This is a genomic window from [Actinomadura] parvosata subsp. kistnae (assembly GCF_900323885.1).
GTDB classification, from domain to species: Bacteria; Actinomycetota; Actinomycetes; order Streptosporangiales; family Streptosporangiaceae; genus Nonomuraea; species Nonomuraea composti.
In genome coordinates this window covers 642,671-660,139 of record NZ_OOHJ01000018.1, presented here as the reverse complement: position 1 = coordinate 660,139, position 17,469 = coordinate 642,671, and the positions used below count along the sequence as shown (strand labels likewise).

Sequence of the window (17,469 nt, the reverse complement as noted above, 5' to 3'; positions counted from 1 at the left end):
AAAACCCCAGCTCAGGGTCCTGAGCTGGGGTTTCTCGCTTTCTCGGCGACTCCGGCCGCGCCGATGTGCCCCCGTGGTTGCTCGCTGAATGCTCTTCGGCACGGTTCCGGCGTGTGGCCGGGCGTTCCGCGAACCCGGTTTCAGGCCGCTGTCCGGTCGTCCTGCGGGCCGCATCATTGCGGCCCGCAGGACGGCTCTGCCCGCCCACTGCGTACGCGAGCGCGGCCGCGCCGCCGACGCTCTCCGCGCGGCCGATCCAGGGGCCGCTTCCGGGCGACCGTCATTGAAGCCGGTCAGCAGCTTGAAGGCCGGCCAGGTGCGCTAATCGTGTGTGATGTCCGGGTTCTGGATCAGGGCGCGGAACCCGGTCAACAAGGCCTTGAGGCCTACTTCGAACTCGTCGTCGCTGCTGACCTCCGCGAGGGCGTCGGCGTGTTGCACGATCAGGGGCAAGGTCGCGGCGTCTCGGGAGCGGTAGAGCAGGCGCCGGTGACGGCTCTCTTCGGGATCTGACGAGTCCAGGCCGAGGTTGAAGTTCACCGAGCCGATGATGAAGGTGGCCAGCGACGCTGCGGCGGCGTACGCGAGCCGGGGGCTGAAGCCGGCGCCGATGAACAGGTCGAGGGAGTATTGCACCCCGGCCAGCGAGTTGGGGCCGAGCCGCTCGGTCCCGCGAAGGAGCGAGGCCACGCCGGGGTGCCGGAGCAGGTGCTCGCGGAACAGGCGTGCGGACCACGCCGCCTTCTCGGCCCAGTCCGTGTCGCCGGGCGGAACCGAGCTCGCCACGCTGAGTGCCCGGTCGACCAGCAGGGTCACCAGTTCCTCGCGGTTGCGCACGTGGCGGTAGAGGGACGCCTGCGTGCAGCCGAGTCCCTCGGCGATGTTGCGCATCGTCAGCGCGTCCACCCCGCGCGTGTCGAGCAGGGCCATGGCCGTGTCGAGGACGGCATCGAGGGTCAGTGATCTGCGCCGCCGCCGCCGCGCCGGTTCGTTCTCCTGGGCAAGCCACCAGGCCGCCGTGCCCGGCCTCGGTTCCGCCCGCTGGTTCTTCCGGGGGTCATGCGGCGGCAGCTCGCCGGTCATGCCTGTCGTCGTGGGTTCGCGCACGGGGACCACGATAAGGCCTAAGCGAACGTCGATCACTTACCATAAGCTAACAGCGTTCACATAGTGGCGGGTCGAAGGGATCATCATGCGCGCAGTGCGTAACACCGACCAGGGCATCCTCGTGACCGAGATCGACGAACCGGTAGCGCCCGGCGTACGCCTCACCATCGCCTCGACGGGCATCTGCGGGACCGACGTGACCTTCGCGGCCGGCGGCGTTCAGGGCTACACCGTTCAGGGCTACACCTACGGCCACGAGTTCGCCGGCACCGCCGCCGACGGCCGGAGCTATGCCGTCGAACCCCTGGTCCACTGCGGACAGTGCGACCAATGCCGCACCGGCCATGTCCAGCGGTGCACTGCCCCGGAGCACGGGACGCTCGGCATATTCCGAGACGGCGGCATGTGCGATGCCGTGACGGTCTCGGAGAACATGCTCGTCCCGCTTCCGGCCGGCCTGGACGTACGCGACGCCTGCCTCGTGGAGCCGGCGTCAGTGGCCTGGCACGGCGTCCGCAGGGCGGCGCTCACGCCGGGCGAGCGGGTGGCGGTCGTCGGCGGCGGCAGCATCGGGCTGCTGGCCGTGGCCGCGGCCCGGCAGCGCGGCCACGACGTCGATATCGAGGTGCGCCACAAGCACCAGAGGATGGCTGCGGAGCGGCTCGAAGCCGGCCCAGCCGAAGGCCTCTACGACGTCGTGATCGACGCCGCCGGCAGCGAGTCCGGTCTCGCCCGGTGCGCCGAGCTGGCCCGCCCCGGCGGTCGCGTCGTGCTGCTGGGCGTCTACGTGCACACCGTTCCCATCCCGGGCGTCGCCCGCCTGGTCAAGGAACTCACCTACGTCAACTCCATCTCCTACAGCCGGCACGACGGCATCCGCGACACCGAACAGGCCGCAGCGTTGCTCGCCGGCAACCCTGCGATCGCGCAGACGGTGATCACCCACCGCTTCCCCCTCGACGATGCCGCAGAGGCCTTCCGCGTGGCCGGTGACCGGGCCTCCGGAGCCATCAAGGTCGTCCTCCACCCCTGACGGCCCTCTCCCGTCACCATTACCCGCTGTGGCCTGCGGCAACGCTCTACTCGGGACTCATGGCAACCGACCCCGGGGCGAAGGCGGCACTGCCACCTCAAGAGGCACACGCAAATGCAGACGAGTATCCGGCAGGGCCGGCACCTGGCAGGGACGGCACTGTGATCGACTTCGAGGGGCAGGGGTGGTTTCGCGCCCTCCGAGCGGGAGGAGATCGCTGTGCTGACCGAGCGGTTGGGGCCGAGGAGGAGCAGCCGACCAGGTCATGGCCTTGCGAAGCCCTCCGCCTCTTCCTGGCGGCGCTCTTGACCTCCCTGCCCCGTGCCGTCCTGCGTCGATTCCGGCTTGTCGTCCGCCCAGACACCGTCCTGCGCCGGCACCGCGAGTTGGTGAAGCACCAGCATGCCCGCATCTGCCGGCCGAAACGCCGTGGGCGGCCGCCGACCGTCCGCTCCATCCGCACACTCATCCTGCGACTTCATCGAGTTGAGGGTGCCCGCGCGGGGATGCCCTGCGCACCGTGACGCCGCCGGTCGCGGAGTTCAATGGTTTGAACGGAAGGCGAAGTTGTCGGTGCGGGCTGCTACTCATGGGTGGATCCGTCAGACCTCGACACCCCCAGCGGAGCCGCCCCATGGCCACGGTCACCTTCCGGGACGAGAGCGCGACCGGCAGGCCGCTCGACGAGTTCACGCTGCCCGGGCTGCCCGCGCGCATCTCGGCGCGCGAGCTCGTCCGGCTGCGCGTCCGCGAGGAGGTCGCCCGGCACAACGCCGAGCCCGGCTCCCGCTTCCGGGGGCTGGTGCGGCCCGGGGCGGCCGAGACTGAGCTGAACGGACGGCGCATCGACTGGGAGCGGCAGGCGGACCTGGCGGAGCGGGCGTTCCAGCGCAACGGGTTCCTGTTACTGGTGGGGGAGCGGCAGATCGAGGATCTGGCCGAGACGGTCGATCTCGCCGCCGATCCCGTGGTGTCGTTCGTCAAGCTCGTGCCGCTGGTGGGAGGCTGACGCCACCTCCAGGCGCCTCTAGGTGTCTTTAGGGGCCTTCAGGGGCCGGTGTCCGGGCCCTGGTGCGTTCGGGGGCGGGGTCTGCGGAGGCGGAGGCCCGTGGCCGCCGCCAGCGTGATCACCAGACCCGTCAGCACCAGCGCCCGCCCGTCCGGGCCGGCCAGCCCGCCGGCACCCGTGTCGACCCCGCCTGCCGGGATGTCGGCGGAGTCGGTCGTGGCGGGGCTCTCCTGCTCCTCACTGCCGGTGTCGTCCTCACTGGCCTCAGGAGTGGGGGTGCCCGTGGTGCTGGTGCCCGTGGTGCTGGTGTCCGTGGTGGTGGGGGTCGAGCCGTCGGCGCCGAGGACGGTGAATGGGTACTGCGTCAGAGAGTCCTTGTTCTTCACCTCGCACTCGACCAGGCGGTCCTGGGGCGTCAGGCCGAAGTTGATGGCGCCCGCGTGCACGGTGCCGCTGCCGCTCTTGCGCGGGGTGGTGGTCATCGTGGCAGTCGACGGGATGGCGACGGGCTCGCCGGGGATGACGGTGCCGAGCTCGGCGACGCCGGTGGCCGAGGTCAGGTCGTCGATGCCGCTGATCCCGGCGTACACGTACATGTTGAGCTCGCCCTCCATGCCCGTCGCCGGAGCCGTCAGCTCCTTGCCCGTCACGAACACCCCGCTCCACCCGATCGTCATCTGCTGGCCCACGGTGGCCTGCGCGGGCACGGTCAGCTCGACGTCGAGCCCGACCTCCTGCTTCTCGCCGGTGGCCTTGGTGGTGCACTCGTACGACACGGTGGCGGCGGCCGAGGCGGGCAGGACGGTCAGTGCGGGCAGGGCGGCGCACGGGAGGATCGTGACGGCGGCTAAGACGGCCAGGTGGACGCGCACGGCGACTCTCCCTTGAGCTGACAGTGCATGAGGGGACGCTCCAGGAGGATGGTATCGGCGCTGGTCGAAGTGCGGAAAAATCCGGAGGCGGCACGGGAGCGCCGGATGGTAGGAAGAACGGTCATGACATCAGGAGTTCGACTCATTCGCAACGACCGGCTCACCCAGCAGGTCGACTACGCCTATGCCGCCACCGTCGACGCGCCCGTACGCTCCATCTGGGTCGCCGGCGCCTGCCCCCTCGACCTCGACGGCAAGACCGTCGCCGTCGGCGACTACGCCGGCCAGGCCCACCAGGTGATGCGCAACCTCGTCACGGCGCTCGAAGGCGCCGGCGCGTCCCTGACCGACGTCGTCAAGACCACCGTGTACGTGGCCTCCACCCGGCAGGCCGACCTGGTGACGGCGTGGGAGGTGTACCGGGAGTACATGGGGGAGCACGACGTGCCGAGCACGCTGCTCGGCGTCACCGTGCTCGGCTACCACGACCAGCTCGTGGAGGTGGAGGCCGTGGCGGTGATCGCGGGCGAGGGGCAGGCGTAGCTCGACCGCCCTAAAGTCACCTGCTTCGTCTATACGAAGAGTAATCCGACTGACACAATTTGCTCATGAGTATGTTTCGGTCGGCTGAAGGCCTGCCCGATCACGGGTGCGGCGCGCTGGGCCGGGTGGCGCACGGAGCGCTGACGGCGCCGATCGGCTCCCGCGGGGCGCCGCCCGGCGGGCCGAGACTCTTCCTCGGCTACAATACGCTGCCCGACCCGCCGTTCCCCCTGGCCGGGTTCATCGAGTACGAGATGGACCCCAGGGTGGCCGAATGCGAGCTCGGCTCCGTGCTCCGTACGCTCGTCGAGTCGTTCCGTACACAACCGGTGCCGCCGGAGGGGACGTTCGACGACACCCACCGGCGCAGCGCGGCCGCCATGCGGGTGGACGCCATGGTGGTCGTCTTCTCCGGGCGGGCCTTCAGCCCCGACCAGAGCCCGCCCGCCCGCGCCCTGTGGGACAACCTCGTGGAGGGCTACTACCACGAGGGCGACGCGGAGGCGTGCGCGGGCGCCCGGGCCGCACTGGTCGGGCTCGGCCTGGACCGCGCCGACGGCCGGGTGATCCTCCTCGCCGAACGGGACTCCGCGGGCGAACACGGGCAACCGGAGCGGGTCGGGGTGTACCCGGAGGGAACGTTGTACGACCTGCTGGGCGACCTGCTGGACGCGCAGTACCGCTGGACCCGCGCCGCCTTCGGCCTCTGAGCACCGCCACCACGGTGAGCGACGCCTGGGGCGGGCGTGGCGCGGTGGTCCGGTTTTGAGCGGTGTTCGGGTTGGCTATGGGGTGGCGGCAGGCTCGTTGACGGCGTCGCCGCCAGGGCGGCGCGGCGGTTGCGGGATGGCGGGCGGGGGCGGGGATGGTGTCCCGGTTAGGGTGCCGGTATGTCGTTCATCGTCACGACCGGTGCCACCGGGCGTCTGGGGGGCCGGGTCGCCGCGCGGCTCGCCGCTGCCGGCGTCGAGCAGCGGCTCGTATCCCGGCACGCCACCGCCCGCGCCCCGCGTCTCGACCGCGCCACGGCCGTCGACGCCGCGTACGGTGATCGGGCGGCGCTGCGGCAGGCGCTCGACGGGGCCTCGACCGTGCTGTTCGTGTCGGCGTCCGAGAGTGCCGACCGCCTCGACCAGCACCGTGCGTTCGTGGACGCCGCCCGCGACGCCCGCGTCTCCCACCTCGTGTACGTCTCGTTCTACGGCGCGGCCCCCGAGGCGACGTTCACGCTGGCCCGCGACCACTGGGCGACCGAGCAGCACATCCGCGACAGCGGCCTGACCTTCACCTTCCTGCGCGACAACCTGTACGCCGACTTCCTGCCCGGCATGACGGGCGACGACGGCGTGATCAGGGGCCCGGCCGGGCAGGGGCGCGTGGCCGCCGTGGCGCAGGACGACATCGCGGAGGCGGCGGCGAACGTCCTGCTGGCGCCGAAGGAGCATGAGGGCGCCACGTACGACCTGACCGGCCCACAGGCCCTCACCCTGGACGAGGTCGCCGCCACGATCAGCGCGGCGACGGGGCGTACCGTCACCTACCACGCCGAGACGGTCCCGGAGGCGTACGCGTCACGCGAGAGCTACGGCGCGCCCGCATGGCAGGTGGAGGCGTGGGTGTCGACGTACCTGGCGATCGCGGCGGGGGAGCTCGAAGGGGTCACCGACGGCATCCCGGCCCTCACCGGTCACCCGGCCACCAGCCTGGCGGAACTACTCGGCCGTTCCCCGACCTCCTGATCGGGACGGCGAGCTCCTGGCCGAGTGTCGGCCACCTGATCAGACAGCGGCCTCCTGATCAAACGGCGAGCCCCTGATCAAACGGCGAGCCCCTGATCAAACGGCGAGCTCTTGGTCAGGCGGCGAGCTCTTGGTCAGGCGGCGAGCTCTTGGTCATACGGCGAGCTCTTGGTCATACGGCGAGCTCTTGGTCATACGGCGAAGACCTGCGAGTCGTCGGCGAACGCCTTGAACTCCAAGGCGTTCCCCGCCGGGTCCAGCAGGAACATCGTCCACTGCTCGCCCGGCTGCCCCTCGAAGCGCAGGTACGGCTCGATGACGAACGCGGTGCCCGCCTCGCGGAACCGGTCGGCCAATTCATGAAATTCTGGAATCGTCAGGATCAACCCGAAGTGCGGGACCGGCACGTCATGGCCGTCCACCGGGTTGTGCACCCGCTCGGCGCGGACCGGCGCCAGGTGGGTGACGAACTGGTGGCCGTGCAGGTTCCAGTCGATCCAGCGGTCGGAGCTGCGGCCCTGGGCACAGCCGATGAGGTCGCCGTAGAAGTGGCGGGCCGCGTCCAAGTCGTCCACGGGGACGGCGAGGTGGAAACGGGGGAGTTCCATGAGCATCCTTCCGATTTCGGGCGTCGGGATGATCACATAGGTACCCGAGACCCCGCCTCCGTACGCGATCACCAGCCGCAGCCCTGCACCCGCTGCTCGCGTGGCCGCTCGCCGCAGAGGGTGGCGTGCGTGGCAGGAATGCGTACGTGCGGGCCGACCGGTCGCTCGCCGCAGAAGGTGGCGTGCCCGGCAGGAATGCGTACGTGCGGGCCGACCGGTCGTTCACCGACGAGGGTGGCGTGCTGGAGATACGGCGACGTGCACCGGCGGGTGGCGGCGGTGCTGGCCTGCCTGAGGCCGGAGCCGCCTCAGGAACGGTAGGCGAGGCACCGCAGCAGGATTTCGGCCGGGGCCGGTGGCCGACGCCGGGGGAACGCGTTCGTGCTGGCCGACCGGTCGTTCACCGACGAAGGCGGCGTGCGGGGCACGAACGCGTACGTGCCGAAAATCGGTCGCTCACCTGGGCGCCGACCGCCTATCGTGACGCCCGTTCATCACCGGACCGAGGAGGCCCGCCATGTACCGCGACGAGATGTCCTTTTGAGCCGACCAGCAAGCGCCGCCGGGGGTTCCCCTTAGCGAGACGCACGTCAAGCGCGGCGACCGGCGCGTCGGCCGCGACAAGGAGCTGATCGAGAAGCTCGGCGGCAACGACCCGTGCCCCTGCGGCTCCGGCCGCCGCTTTCCGCCGCTGCTGCCGTCCCACCGGCCGGTACGACGACACTCTCGGCGACTACTACGTCCGCGACCGGCCGTGAACCGATTCTGTCGGTGGCGCCTGGCAAGGTGGCCATCCTGAGCTCGTCGGCCCGCGTCCCGCCACACCGGCGGGGCGAGGGCCGGAGAGCCGGTCCAGCCCGTGCCCAGCCATGTGGGAGGCAAGAGCTGGCCAGCCGCCGGTCGGCGTCCCACAGTCATGGGGGCGGAGGCCGGGTAGCCACCGGCCGACGTCCTGCCATGTCGGGGGCGGAGCCGGGTTGTCACCGGCCGATGTCCCGCCATCTCGGGGCAGGGGCCGGGCAGTCGCCGGTCGTCGTCCCACAACATCGGGGTGAGGGCCGGGCAGCTACCGGCCGACGTCCTGCCATCTGGGGGCGGAGCCGGGCAGCCGCCGGTCAGCGCCCCGAGCATCGGGGCGAGGGCCGGCCGGTCGCCGGTCTGCGTTCCCCGTGCATCGGGGGCGAGGGCCGGGCGGGCCGCTGGTCTGCGTTCCCGAACGTCGGGGGTGAGGGGCCGGGCGGCCGCCGGTCCGTGTTCCCGAACGTCGGGGACGAGGGCCGGCTGATGAGCAGTCTGTGCCGGCCCGGCCGCGGTCGCCTGCACGGGCTCGACGACCCGTACGAGGATCTGGGCAGGAAAGGGGCACGCGTCATCTTCAGACCACTGGCGATCCGCGACTTCCGCCGCTACTTCGCAGGCCAGACGGCCTCGACGTTCGGCGACTCGCTGACGCCGCTCGCGCTCGCGTTCGCCGTCCTGCACCTGACCGGGTCCCCGGTGGACCTCGGCATCGTCGTGCTCAGCACCCGGCTGCCCGTCATCGTGCTGACGCTGGTCGGCGGGGCGGCAGGTGACCGGTACTCGCGGCGCACGATCATGCTCCTCGCCGACCTGGTCCGTTTCGCCGCGCACGGTGTCACGGCGGTGCTGCTGATCACGGGCACCGCGCAGATCTGGATGCTCGTGGTCCTGCAGCTCGCCGCCGGGGCGGGGTCGGCGTTCTTCAACCCGGCGGCCGTGGGGCTCATCGGCTCGCTAGCGAGGGGGGAGCACCTCCAGGCGGCCAACTCGCTCATCTCGATCTCCCGCAGCGCCACCTCCATCGTGGCGCTCGGGACAGCGGGAGCGCTGGTGGCGCTGGTCGGGCCGGGCTGGGCGGTGCTGATCGACGCGCTGACGTTCCTGGTGAGCGCGGGCTTCCTGGCCTTACTGCCCCGCACGATCACGAACGGCCGGCCGCCGCCGACCCGGGGCCTGCTGGCGAGCATCGGCGGCGGCCTCGCCGAGGTGCGCAGGCACACCTGGCTGTGGGTGTGGATCGTGCACATCGCCCTCGGCAACGCGGTCGTGGTCTCGCCGATCCTCGTGCTCGGCCCTTATGTCGCGGATCGGCAGCTCGGCGGCGCTCCGGCGTGGTCGGCGATCGGCATCGCGTACGCGGTGGGCGGGCTGGCCGGCGGCCTGCTCGGCACCCGGTGGCGCCCCGGACGTCCCATGGTCGCGGCGCTGCTGGCCTTCCTGCTGATGGCGCCGCTCCCGGCGCTGCTCGCCGTGCCCGCCGGCCTGTGGCTGCTGGTGCCGGCGGGGGCCGCCGCCGGTCTGCAGCTCGTCGTCTACAACGTGCTCCAGACCACCGTCGTGCAGCAGCACGTGCCGGAGGAGTTCGTGGCGCGGGCGACCTCGGTGACGATGCTGGGGTCGCTGGTGGCCGCACCGCTCGGCATGGGCCTGGCCGGCCCGGCGGCGTCCGCGTTCGGCAGTGGGCCGGTGCTGGTGGTCTGCGCCGCGTTCACCGTGCTGCTGACGCTGGCCACGCTGTCGGTGCCAGCGGTGTGGCGCGTTCGTGCGACTTTTCATGCGGGACGGCAGGAGAACGGCCGGTCGCACCGGCGCACGCTCCCCGGCCGGTCTGCGCGCGAAGATTCCCGCACGGCCACGCGACAAGATCTGCGGTCGGGCGAGGATCCCGACACGGTCACGCATCAAGTTCCGCCTTCACGGGACGGATCCCGCACGATCGCGCGACAAGATCCGCGGTCGGGCGGGCAGGAGGTGCCGGCCTCGGAAACCGCCTCCCCCTTATACAAGGAAGAATGACGTCGTGCTCCACGTACTACTCGTCCGCTACACCGTCCCTGCCGACCAAGTGACCCCGCACGTGCCGGGCCACGTGGCCTACCTGGAGCGGCACCATGCCGACGGTACGTTCCTGCTGTCGGGTCAGACCGTCCCCGACGATCTCGGCGGGGTCATCCTGGCCACCGGGCCGAGGGAGCGGGTGGAGCGGGTGGCGGCTGAGGATCCGTTCGCGGTGGCGGGCGTGGCGGCGTACGAGATCGTGAGCGTGGATCCCGGGCGGCTGCACGAGGAGTTGCGCGGGTTGCTCACCAGGAGCGGTCGGTAGCGCGGGGCAGCGACACCGCCACGATGAGGCCGCCGCCGTCGCGGGGGCGGGCTCGCACGTCGCCGCCGTGGGCGATCGCCACCGACCGTACGATCGACAGGCCCAGCCCGGCGCTGGTGCCGGTGACGGCGCGTTCGCCCGCCTGCCGGTGGAACGGCTTGAACAGCAGCGGCACGTCGTACGGCGGTACGGCGGGGCCGGTGTTGCTGACCTCTACCTCGACCTTGTCGCCTGACACGGTGCGGCTGACGACCCGCACCCAGCCGGTGCCGTCGTCGAGGTTGTAGCGGATGCCGTTCTCCACGAGGTTGTGGACGAGGCGTTCGAGCAGGAGCGCGTCGCCGGTGGTCGGGGCGGGCGCGACGACCTCGTACACGGTGATCTTGGCGTCGGCGGCCTGGTCGGCGGTCTGGGCGGTGACGTGGGTGACGATGTCGGCCAGGTCGACGGGCGAGCGGTCGGCGACCTCCTGCTCGGACCTGGCGAGCAGGAGCAGCCCGCTGATCAGGCGTTCGTGGCGGGCGTTGATCTCCAGCAGGCTCTCGCCCAGCTCCTTGACGTCGGAGGAGGCGGTACGCCGGTGCATGGCCAGCTCGACCAGCGCCCGGTTGAGCGTCAGGGGCGTGCGCAGCTCGTGGGAGGCGTTGGCGACGAACCGGCGCTGCCCGTCGAAGGAGTGGTCGAGCCGCTCCACCATGGTGTCGAAGGTGTCGGCGAGGTCCTTGACCTCGTCGGCGGGCCCGCGCAGCGCGATGCGTTCGTGCAGGCCGCGCTCGGCCATGGGGGCGGCGGCGATCTTGCGGGCGGTGGCGGTGACGAGGTGCAGCGGGGCCAGCACGCGTCCGGCCACCCACCAGCCGAGCCCGACGGCCGCGCCGCCGACCGCGACGAGCGCGATCGCCCCCTGCGTGAGCAGCGAGGTGACGGCGGCGTCGCGCAGCTCCTGCTGCTGCCGCCACAGCCACTCCATGGCGGCGTCGCCGTAGAGGGTGACGCCGTCCTGCTTGATGAGCAGCTGCTTGAACCGGCCAGGCTCGGCGGGGGAGGCGTACCGGTCGTCGAAGGTCTGCACGAGCTGCTGCTGGAACAGCAGGTACGTGACGCCGAGCAGGACCAGCCCGGCCAGGAGGAACACGGCGCCGTACACGAGCGTGAGCCGCAGCCGCAGCGTGGGCCGGACCCGGCTGCGCAGTGAGGACAGCAGGAGGTTCACGCGATCCGGTACCCCACTCCCGCCACGGTCTCCACGACGGGCGGGTCGGCGAGCTTGCGGCGCAGCTTGAGTATGGTGAGCCGGACCGCCCCGGTGAACGGGTCGGCGTTCTCGTCCCACGCCTTCTCCAGGAGCTGCTCGGCGGAGACGACGTTCCCGTCGGCGCGCAGCAGCTCGGCCAGGACGGCGAACTCCTTCTTCGACAGCGGGACGAACCGCCCGTTCCTGAACACCTCCCGCCGCGCGGGGTCGAGCGTGATCCCGGCGCGGCGCAGCACGGGCGGCGCGGCGGGCCGCGAGCGCCGCCCCAGCGCCAGCACCCGGGCGGCCAGCTCCGGGAACGCGAACGGCTTGGTCAGGTAGTCGTCGGCGCCCATGGACAGGCCCGTCACCCGGTCGTCGAGCTGGGCGGCGGCGGTGAGCATCAGCACCCGCGCGTCGCACTCCGAGGCCACCATCTCCCGGCACACCTCGTCGCCGTGCACGCGCGGCAGGTCCCGGTCCAGCACGACCACGTCGTAGTCGTTGACCGCGATCCGCTCCAGCGCGGCCTCGCCGTCGTGAGCCAGATCGACCGCGTGCGTCTCCTCGCGCAGCCACTCGGCAATCGCGTCGGCGAGCATGGGCTCGTCCTCAACCACCAGCACCCGCATGGCGTATCTCAGGCCCTTCCATCCGCTTACAAGGCCGAGTGTGACGGACGGGGCATTTGCTCCGGATAAGCCGCGGATGGCGGCCGGGGAGCGTGCCGTTCAACAGAACGGGGCCGCCCGGTTCTGCCTGCCCGGCGACGCCCGCCCGGTGCTGCCCGGTGCTGCCCGGTGCTGCTCGGTGCTGCTCGGTGCTGCTCGGTGCTGCCCGGTGCCGCCTACCCGACGACAACTTGCCGATGCGGAGGCGGCGCCGAGACGGAAACGCTGAGGAAACACCGTCCCCTATTGCATCTCCCCTCGAACGACGTTCACCCCGACGAGGAGAGTTTCCATGCGACGACACGTCCTCAGCGCGCTGGTCACGGCACCGTTCGCGCTCACCCTGCTCCTGACCGGCTGCGGCTCGGGCGACACCGGCGGGTCCGACGTGGCCTCGGTGAGCGGCACCGGCAACCAGGCCGCCGCCAGCGCCAAACCGTCCGAGGACCCGCAGGCCAAGGGCCTGAAGTACGCCCAGTGCATGCGCGAGAACGGCATCGACATGCCCGACCCCGAGCCTGACGGCCGGGTGATGATGAAGTTCGACAAGAACACCCCGCAGGAGAAGGTCCAGGCGGCGCAGGAGGCGTGCAAGCAGTACGCCCCGAGCGGCACCCGGCAGGGCGGCGGCGACCCCAAGCAGGCCGAGAACATGCGCAAGCTCGCCCAGTGCATGCGCGACAACGGCGTCGAGGCCTACCCCGACCCCGAGGGCGGCATGATGCGCATCACGCCCGAGGTCGGCGAGGACCCCGACTTCAAGTCCGCGCAGGAGAAGTGCCAGAAGGAGTCCGCTGACGCCGGCCTGGGAGGTTCTTGATGGGTATGGCCACCATCGACGGAAAAGCGGAGCCGGAGGCCACGCCTCCCCGGCAGCGCCGCCGCCGTGGCAAGGGCCGGCTGGTGGCCGCGCTCCTGGTCGTGGCGGCGGCCGCGGGCGGCGGGTTCGTCGCGGTCAACAGCGCGGACCTGCTGAAAGGCGGCGCCGGCCCGACCGCCTCGGCGGGCGCGCTGCCCCCGGCCACCACGACGGTGACCAGGCAGACGTTGAACGACACGCGGGACGCGGACGGCGAGCTGGGTTACGGCCCGGTGACCTCGGCCGTGGCCCGCCAGCCCGGCACGATCACGTGGCTGCCCGACAGCGGTGCCACCATCACCCGGGGCAAGTCGCTGTACCGGCTGGACAACGACCCCGTGACGCTCATGTACGGCGGCACGCCCGCGTACCGTGACCTGAAGATCGGCGTGGAGGGCAAGGACGTCGAGAGCCTGGAGCGCAACCTGAGCAAGCTCGGCTACGACGGTTTCACGGTGGACGACGAGTTCACCTACGACACGTACGAGGCCGTGCTGGAGTGGCAGGAGGATCGCGGCCTGCCCGAGACCGGCGTGGTCAAGCTGGGCCAGGTCGTCTTCGCGCCCGGCAGGGTGCGGGTGGAGAGCCTGGAGACCGAGGAGGGCTCGCCGGCCCAGCCGGGGCAGAAGGTGCTCACGTACACGGGCACCGACAAGGTGATCACGGTGGAGCTGGAGGCCGAGGACCAGCGGATGGCCAGGAAGGGGGCCAAGGTCGAGGTCACGCTGCCGGACGGCAAGAGCGTGAAGGGCAAGGTCACCGAGGTGGCCACGGTGATCGTCCCGGGTGAGGGGCAGGAGGATCCGGACACGCGGGTGGAGGCGCTGGTCTCCATCGGGAACGCCAAGTCGGCCCGGGGGCTGGACAAGGCGTCGGTGGACGTGACGTTCACCGCCTCGCAACGCAAGAACGTGCTGACCGTTCCGGTGGCGGCGCTGGTCGCGCTGCAGGAGGGCGGGTTCGGCCTCGAAGTCATCGAAGGCGGCCGGTCCCGCTACATCGCGGTCGAGACGGGCCTGTTCGCCGGGGGCCGGGTCGAGGTCAAGGGGGACGGGCTGAGCGAGGGCATGACCGTGGGGATGCCGAAATGACGTATCCCATGATCTCCCTGCACGAGGTGTCCAGGACGTATCCCGGCGGGGTGGCCGCGCTGAAGGAGGTGTCGCTGCGCATCGACCACGGCGAACTGGTCGCCATCGTCGGCCCGTCCGGGTCCGGCAAGTCGACCATGCTCAACGTGGTCGGCACGCTCGACCGGCCGTCGTCCGGGACGATCGAGATCGACGGGTACGACGTGTCGAAGCTGTCGGACAACCAGCTCTCCGCGCTGCGGGCGACCACGATCGGGTTCGTCTTCCAGTCCTTCCACCTGGCTGCCAAGGTCCCGGCGCTGGACAACGTCGCCGACGGCCTCGTCTACACCGGCCTGAGCAGGGCCGAACGCCGCCGCCGCGCGGCGGCGGCGCTGAAACGCGTGGGGCTGGAGCACCGCATGGACCACGAGCCGCACGAGCTGTCAGGCGGTGAACGGCAACGCGTCGCCATCGCCAGGGCGGTGGCGGGGGAGCCGCCGCTGCTGCTGGCCGACGAGCCCACCGGCGCGCTCGACTCCGTCTCCGGCACCGGAGTGATGGAGCTGCTGCACGAGCTGAACGCCGGAGGAACCACCATCGTGATCATCACGCACGACCGGGAGATCGCCGCCAGCCTGCCCCGGCAGGTCCGCATGCGCGACGGCCAGATCATCTCCGACTCGGCCTTCACGCCGTCGGAACCCGTGGAATCAGGGGTGGCGTGATGGTGGCCATCCAGCGGCCCCGGCTGTCCCCCGCCAGGATGCGGGCGGCCGACGTGATGCGGGTGGGCGCCGTCGGCCTGCGCACCAGGCCGCTGCGGGCGTTCCTGTCCGCGCTGGGCATCGCCATCGGCATCGCCGCCATGGTCGGCGTCGTCGGGCTGTCGTCCTCCTCGGGCGCCGAGCTCGACCGCCAGCTCTCCGCCCTCGGCACCAACCTGCTCACCCTCTCCGCCGGCTCCACGATCACCGGCGAGGCCGCCCAGCTCCCCAAGGACGCCGAAGCCATGATCGAGCGGATCGGGCCCGTCCAGGCGGTCTCGTCCATCGGCAAGGCCGCCGACGCCAAGGTCTACCGCTCCGAACAGATCCCGGAAGCCCAGACGGGCGGCATCAGCACGTACGCGGCCCGCCTCGACCTGCCCGCCACCGTCGGCGCGACCCTGCGCAGCGGCACCTGGCTGAACGCGGCCACCGAACGCTACCCGGCCGCCGTCATCGGCTCCCTCACCGCCCAACGGCTCGGCATCGGCGCCGCCGGCCCCGACACCCAGATCATCGTCGGCGGCATCCGCTTCACCGTCGTCGGCGTCCTGGAGCCCGTGGCACTGGCCACCGAGCTGGACAGCGGCGTCCTCGTCGGCTGGCCCGTCGCCGAGTCCCGGCTCGGCTTCGACGGCCACCCGACCACCCTCTACACCCGCTCAGAAGAAGCCAAGCTGGAGTCCGTACGCCAGGTGCTGGCCGGCACCGCCAACCCCGAGGCGCCCAACGAGGTCGACATCTCCCGCCCGTCCGACGCCCTGGCCGCCAAGCAGGCCACCAGCCAAGCCTTCGCCAACCTCCTCCTGGGCGTGGGCGCGGTGGCCCTGCTCGTCGGCGGGGTCGGCGTGGCCAACACCATGGTCATCTCCGTCCTGGAACGCCGCGCCGAAATCGGCCTCCGCCGCTCACTCGGGGCGACGCGGGGACAGATCAGAACCCAGTTCCTGGCCGAATCCCTCCTGCTGTCGGCACTTGGAGGCACCGGCGGCGTCCTGCTGGGGACGGGCGTCACGATGGGGTACGCCCTCTACAGCGGCTGGCCCTCGGTCGTCCCGGCCTGGGCCACGGCCGGCGGCCTCGCCGCCACCCTCCTCATCGGCGCCATCGCCGGCCTCTACCCCGCCATCCGCGCCTCCCGCCTCTCCCCAACCGAGGCCCTGTCCACGCCGTGAACAGCAAGGGGCGGTGCGTCCCTGCTCGGCCGGGCACGGTTCTCCGGGGTGTGGTGTCGGAGCCGGCGCCGGTTCTTGAGGGCGAGTGGGCGGGCGCCGGCTTTTGGGCGCGGGGTCTGGGGTGGGCATCGGCCTCGCGCTTGGGGGCCGGTTCGGGGCCGGCCGTCGAGCCTGGACGCTGGCTTCCGCTCACGGCGCCGGGTCGGCGAGCGGCCGTGCGGAGGGGCTCGGCGCAACGCGAACGGCGCCCAGCGGGGGTGCACGGTGCATCGGCGGGTGCTGGGTCTCGGATGTGAGTCTGGGGTGGTGCCCGGTTCCTGGATGCGGGTGTCGGAGCGGGCCGTTGGTCTCGCGCATGGCGCCGACCTTCGCGTCCGGCGCCGGGTCGGCGAGGGGTCGTGCGGAGGGGCTCGGCGCAACGCGAACGGCGCTCAGCGGGAGTGCACGGTGCAGTGGCGGGTCTTGGGCGCGGGGCTGGGGCAGGTGTCGGTCTCGCGCTGGGGGCGGGTCTGGGGCTGGCCGTCGCGCCTGGACGCTGGCTTCCGCTCCCGGCGCCGGGTCGGCGAGCGGCCGTGCGGAGGGGCTCGGCGCAACGCGAACGGCGCCCAGCGGGGGTGCACGGTGCAACGGCGGGTGCTGGGTCTCGGATGCCGGCCCTGGGATGCGGCGTCGGAGTCGGTGCTAGGTCATGGGGGCTGGTGCCGTTCGATCGGCGGGTGGTTACTCGGTGGCGTAGCAGGTTGTCTTGCCTACCACCCGCACCCGCGCGTCCTCCCCGGACAGCACAGTCAGCTCGAACTCCAGCCGGTTCCGCGGGTTGCGCAGCACCGCCACGTCCTGCTCCTCATCCCGCAGGTCGTGATCGTCCACGACCTTGTCGTACCCCAGGGCCCGCAGTCGTGCCAGCAGCCCGTCGGAGGCTTCGGCGAGGTCGCTCTCGGCTTGGAAGAAGTGGCGTAGCTGGCCTGGTACGCAGGTGTCGTCGTCGGTGCGGGCCACGGCGGACAGGTGGAGTTCGGTGGCTTTGAGGAGTTCGCCGGCGTCGGCGTCCAGCTGTCTGGTGGCCTCTTCGAGGGTGGGCGGTTCGGTCGTGGACGTGCAGGCCGTCGTCACCGTGACACCCGTCATCGCCGCGACACTGAGGAGCACCGCGGGCAGGGCGTGACGGCGGGCGCGCACGAGGGGACCCTATCGAAGATCACCGTCGGCTAACGAGTGAATCACACAAAAAGCACGGGGCTGCGGCGGACCGTCACCGCATGATCCGGTCTTTTCAGGGCAGATGCCCCCATGTACGACAGGCGCCCCCCACGGAGCCGGATGACCTTCGAAACCGATGACCGAGCACGCGTCACCCTCGTTTCGCACCCCTTCGGCCTGCGTATCACCGGCGAGATCGACCGCGGTAACCGTCATCTGCTCGCCGGGGCCCTCACGTGGGCCCTCCTCGCGGGCAGCCACGACATCCGGCTCGATCTGTCGGGGCTGACCTTCATCGACGTGGCGGGTATGCGCCTCATCGTCACCGCCGCCGCCCGATTATCCTCGGACCGCGAGGTGATCCTTGATCCGATCTCCCCCGCGGTCCGCCGCGTTCTGTCCCTGACCGGCTGGGACCAGGCCCCCGGCCTGCGCGTGTGCTCCTGAGCTGACAAACC

Annotated in this window: 20 protein-coding genes; 13 read left to right on the top strand and 7 right to left on the bottom strand. The window is 71.5% G+C overall.

Translation table 11 applies throughout. The features are described from left to right. Positions 1-321: 321 nt before the first annotated feature. Positions 322-1,107 (bottom strand): TetR/AcrR family transcriptional regulator C-terminal domain-containing protein, encoded by a 786-nt coding sequence (locus KIS93_RS23185; protein ID WP_222107600.1) that lies wholly within the window; start codon positions 1,105-1,107, stop codon positions 322-324. 85 nt (positions 1,108-1,192) lie between these two features. Between KIS93_RS23185 and KIS93_RS23180 the strand changes: the two genes are divergently transcribed. Continuing rightward, positions 1,193-2,140: a zinc-dependent alcohol dehydrogenase gene (locus KIS93_RS23180; RefSeq protein ID WP_080045677.1), complete on the top strand. Its 948-nt coding sequence runs from the start codon at positions 1,193-1,195 to the stop codon at positions 2,138-2,140. Positions 2,141-2,403: 263 nt separating this feature from the next. Here KIS93_RS23180 and KIS93_RS23175 read toward each other — a convergent pair whose 3' ends face one another. Next, positions 2,404-2,622 (bottom strand): hypothetical protein, encoded by a 219-nt coding sequence (locus KIS93_RS23175; protein WP_155129221.1) that lies wholly within the window; start codon positions 2,620-2,622, stop codon positions 2,404-2,406. Positions 2,623-2,774: 152 nt separating this feature from the next. On the opposite strand from KIS93_RS23175, the gene KIS93_RS23170 reads away from it, so the two are divergent. Next, complete coding sequence (locus KIS93_RS23170) at positions 2,775-3,149, top strand: hypothetical protein (RefSeq protein ID WP_080045678.1); 375 nt, start codon at positions 2,775-2,777, stop codon at positions 3,147-3,149. Between the two features lie 38 nt (positions 3,150-3,187). Here the strand turns inward: KIS93_RS23170 and KIS93_RS23165 are convergent, their stop codons facing one another. Further along, the gene (locus tag KIS93_RS23165; protein ID WP_080045679.1) at positions 3,188-4,021 is read right to left on the bottom strand and encodes a hypothetical protein; all 834 of its coding nucleotides are present in this window, start codon (positions 4,019-4,021) and stop codon (positions 3,188-3,190) included. 123 nt (positions 4,022-4,144) lie between these two features. Here KIS93_RS23165 and KIS93_RS23160 point away from each other — a divergent pair, with 123 nt between their 5' ends. The 3 genes from KIS93_RS23160 to KIS93_RS23150 all read left to right on the top strand — a co-directional run bounded on the left by KIS93_RS23160 (position 4,145) and on the right by KIS93_RS23150 (position 6,303). Then, positions 4,145-4,564 carry a RidA family protein gene (locus KIS93_RS23160; protein WP_080045680.1) on the top strand — a complete coding sequence of 140 codons (420 nt, stop codon included), beginning with the start codon at positions 4,145-4,147 and terminating at the stop codon, positions 4,562-4,564. 65 nt (positions 4,565-4,629) lie between these two features. Beyond that, complete coding sequence (locus KIS93_RS23155) at positions 4,630-5,274, top strand: hypothetical protein (RefSeq protein ID WP_155129224.1); 645 nt, start codon at positions 4,630-4,632, stop codon at positions 5,272-5,274. A 180-nt stretch (positions 5,275-5,454) separates the two neighbouring features. Beyond that, complete coding sequence (locus tag KIS93_RS23150; RefSeq protein ID WP_080045682.1) at positions 5,455-6,303, top strand: SDR family oxidoreductase; 849 nt, start codon at positions 5,455-5,457, stop codon at positions 6,301-6,303. 191 nt (positions 6,304-6,494) lie between these two features. Here the strand turns inward: KIS93_RS23150 and KIS93_RS23145 are convergent, their stop codons facing one another. Further along, on the bottom strand, positions 6,495-6,911 hold the full coding sequence (locus KIS93_RS23145; RefSeq protein ID WP_230465843.1) for a VOC family protein: 417 nt from the start codon (positions 6,909-6,911) through the stop codon (positions 6,495-6,497). 628 nt (positions 6,912-7,539) lie between these two features. Here KIS93_RS23145 and KIS93_RS69085 point away from each other — a divergent pair. The 3 genes from KIS93_RS69085 to KIS93_RS63540 all read left to right on the top strand — a co-directional run bounded on the left by KIS93_RS69085 (position 7,540) and on the right by KIS93_RS63540 (position 10,035). Next, positions 7,540-7,710 (top strand): SEC-C metal-binding domain-containing protein, encoded by a 171-nt coding sequence (locus KIS93_RS69085; protein ID WP_222107753.1) that lies wholly within the window; start codon positions 7,540-7,542, stop codon positions 7,708-7,710. Between the two features lie 485 nt (positions 7,711-8,195). After that, positions 8,196-9,728, top strand: a complete 1,533-nt coding sequence (locus KIS93_RS63545; RefSeq protein WP_222107599.1) for an MFS transporter — start codon at positions 8,196-8,198, stop codon at positions 9,726-9,728. A 4-nt stretch (positions 9,729-9,732) separates the two neighbouring features. Beyond that, positions 9,733-10,035, top strand: a complete 303-nt coding sequence (locus KIS93_RS63540) for a YciI family protein (RefSeq protein ID WP_222107598.1) — start codon at positions 9,733-9,735, stop codon at positions 10,033-10,035. Here the strand turns inward: KIS93_RS63540 and KIS93_RS23130 are convergent. Then, on the bottom strand, positions 10,016-11,248 hold the full coding sequence (locus KIS93_RS23130; protein ID WP_230465845.1) for a sensor histidine kinase: 1,233 nt from the start codon (positions 11,246-11,248) through the stop codon (positions 10,016-10,018). The two genes, KIS93_RS63540 and KIS93_RS23130, sit on opposite strands and share 20 nt — an antisense overlap. Beyond that, complete coding sequence (locus tag KIS93_RS23125) at positions 11,245-11,901, bottom strand: response regulator transcription factor (RefSeq protein WP_080045685.1); 657 nt, start codon at positions 11,899-11,901, stop codon at positions 11,245-11,247. Before KIS93_RS23125 ends, KIS93_RS23130 begins: the two co-directional genes overlap by 4 nt. A 331-nt stretch (positions 11,902-12,232) precedes the next feature. On the opposite strand from KIS93_RS23125, the gene KIS93_RS23120 reads away from it, so the two are divergent. The 4 genes from KIS93_RS23120 to KIS93_RS23105 are packed head-to-tail and all read left to right on the top strand — an operon-like array spanning position 12,233 to position 15,811. Then, positions 12,233-12,760 carry a hypothetical protein gene (locus KIS93_RS23120; RefSeq protein WP_080045686.1) on the top strand — a complete coding sequence of 176 codons (528 nt, stop codon included), beginning with the start codon at positions 12,233-12,235 and terminating at the stop codon, positions 12,758-12,760. Between the two features lie 5 nt (positions 12,761-12,765). Beyond that, the gene (locus tag KIS93_RS23115; RefSeq protein ID WP_230465846.1) at positions 12,766-13,890 is read left to right on the top strand and encodes an efflux RND transporter periplasmic adaptor subunit; all 1,125 of its coding nucleotides are present in this window, start codon (positions 12,766-12,768) and stop codon (positions 13,888-13,890) included. After that, a complete protein-coding gene (locus KIS93_RS23110) occupies positions 13,887-14,597 on the top strand; it encodes an ABC transporter ATP-binding protein (RefSeq protein ID WP_080045688.1) in 711 nt (236 codons plus the stop codon). The genes KIS93_RS23115 and KIS93_RS23110 overlap by 4 nt, the downstream gene beginning before the upstream one ends. Continuing rightward, positions 14,597-15,811, top strand: coding sequence for an ABC transporter permease (locus tag KIS93_RS23105; protein WP_230465847.1), 1,215 nt, complete (start codon positions 14,597-14,599; stop codon positions 15,809-15,811). The genes KIS93_RS23110 and KIS93_RS23105 overlap by 1 nt, the downstream gene beginning before the upstream one ends. A gap of 720 nt (positions 15,812-16,531) precedes the next feature. Here the strand turns inward: KIS93_RS23105 and KIS93_RS23100 are convergent. Further along, positions 16,532-16,990 (bottom strand): hypothetical protein, encoded by a 459-nt coding sequence (locus KIS93_RS23100; protein WP_080045689.1) that lies wholly within the window; start codon positions 16,988-16,990, stop codon positions 16,532-16,534. 141 nt (positions 16,991-17,131) lie between these two features. Between KIS93_RS23100 and KIS93_RS23095 the strand changes: the two genes are divergently transcribed. After that, positions 17,132-17,458 (top strand): STAS domain-containing protein, encoded by a 327-nt coding sequence (locus KIS93_RS23095; RefSeq protein WP_186404400.1) that lies wholly within the window; start codon positions 17,132-17,134, stop codon positions 17,456-17,458. The last annotated feature ends 11 nt before the right edge of the window (positions 17,459-17,469 follow it).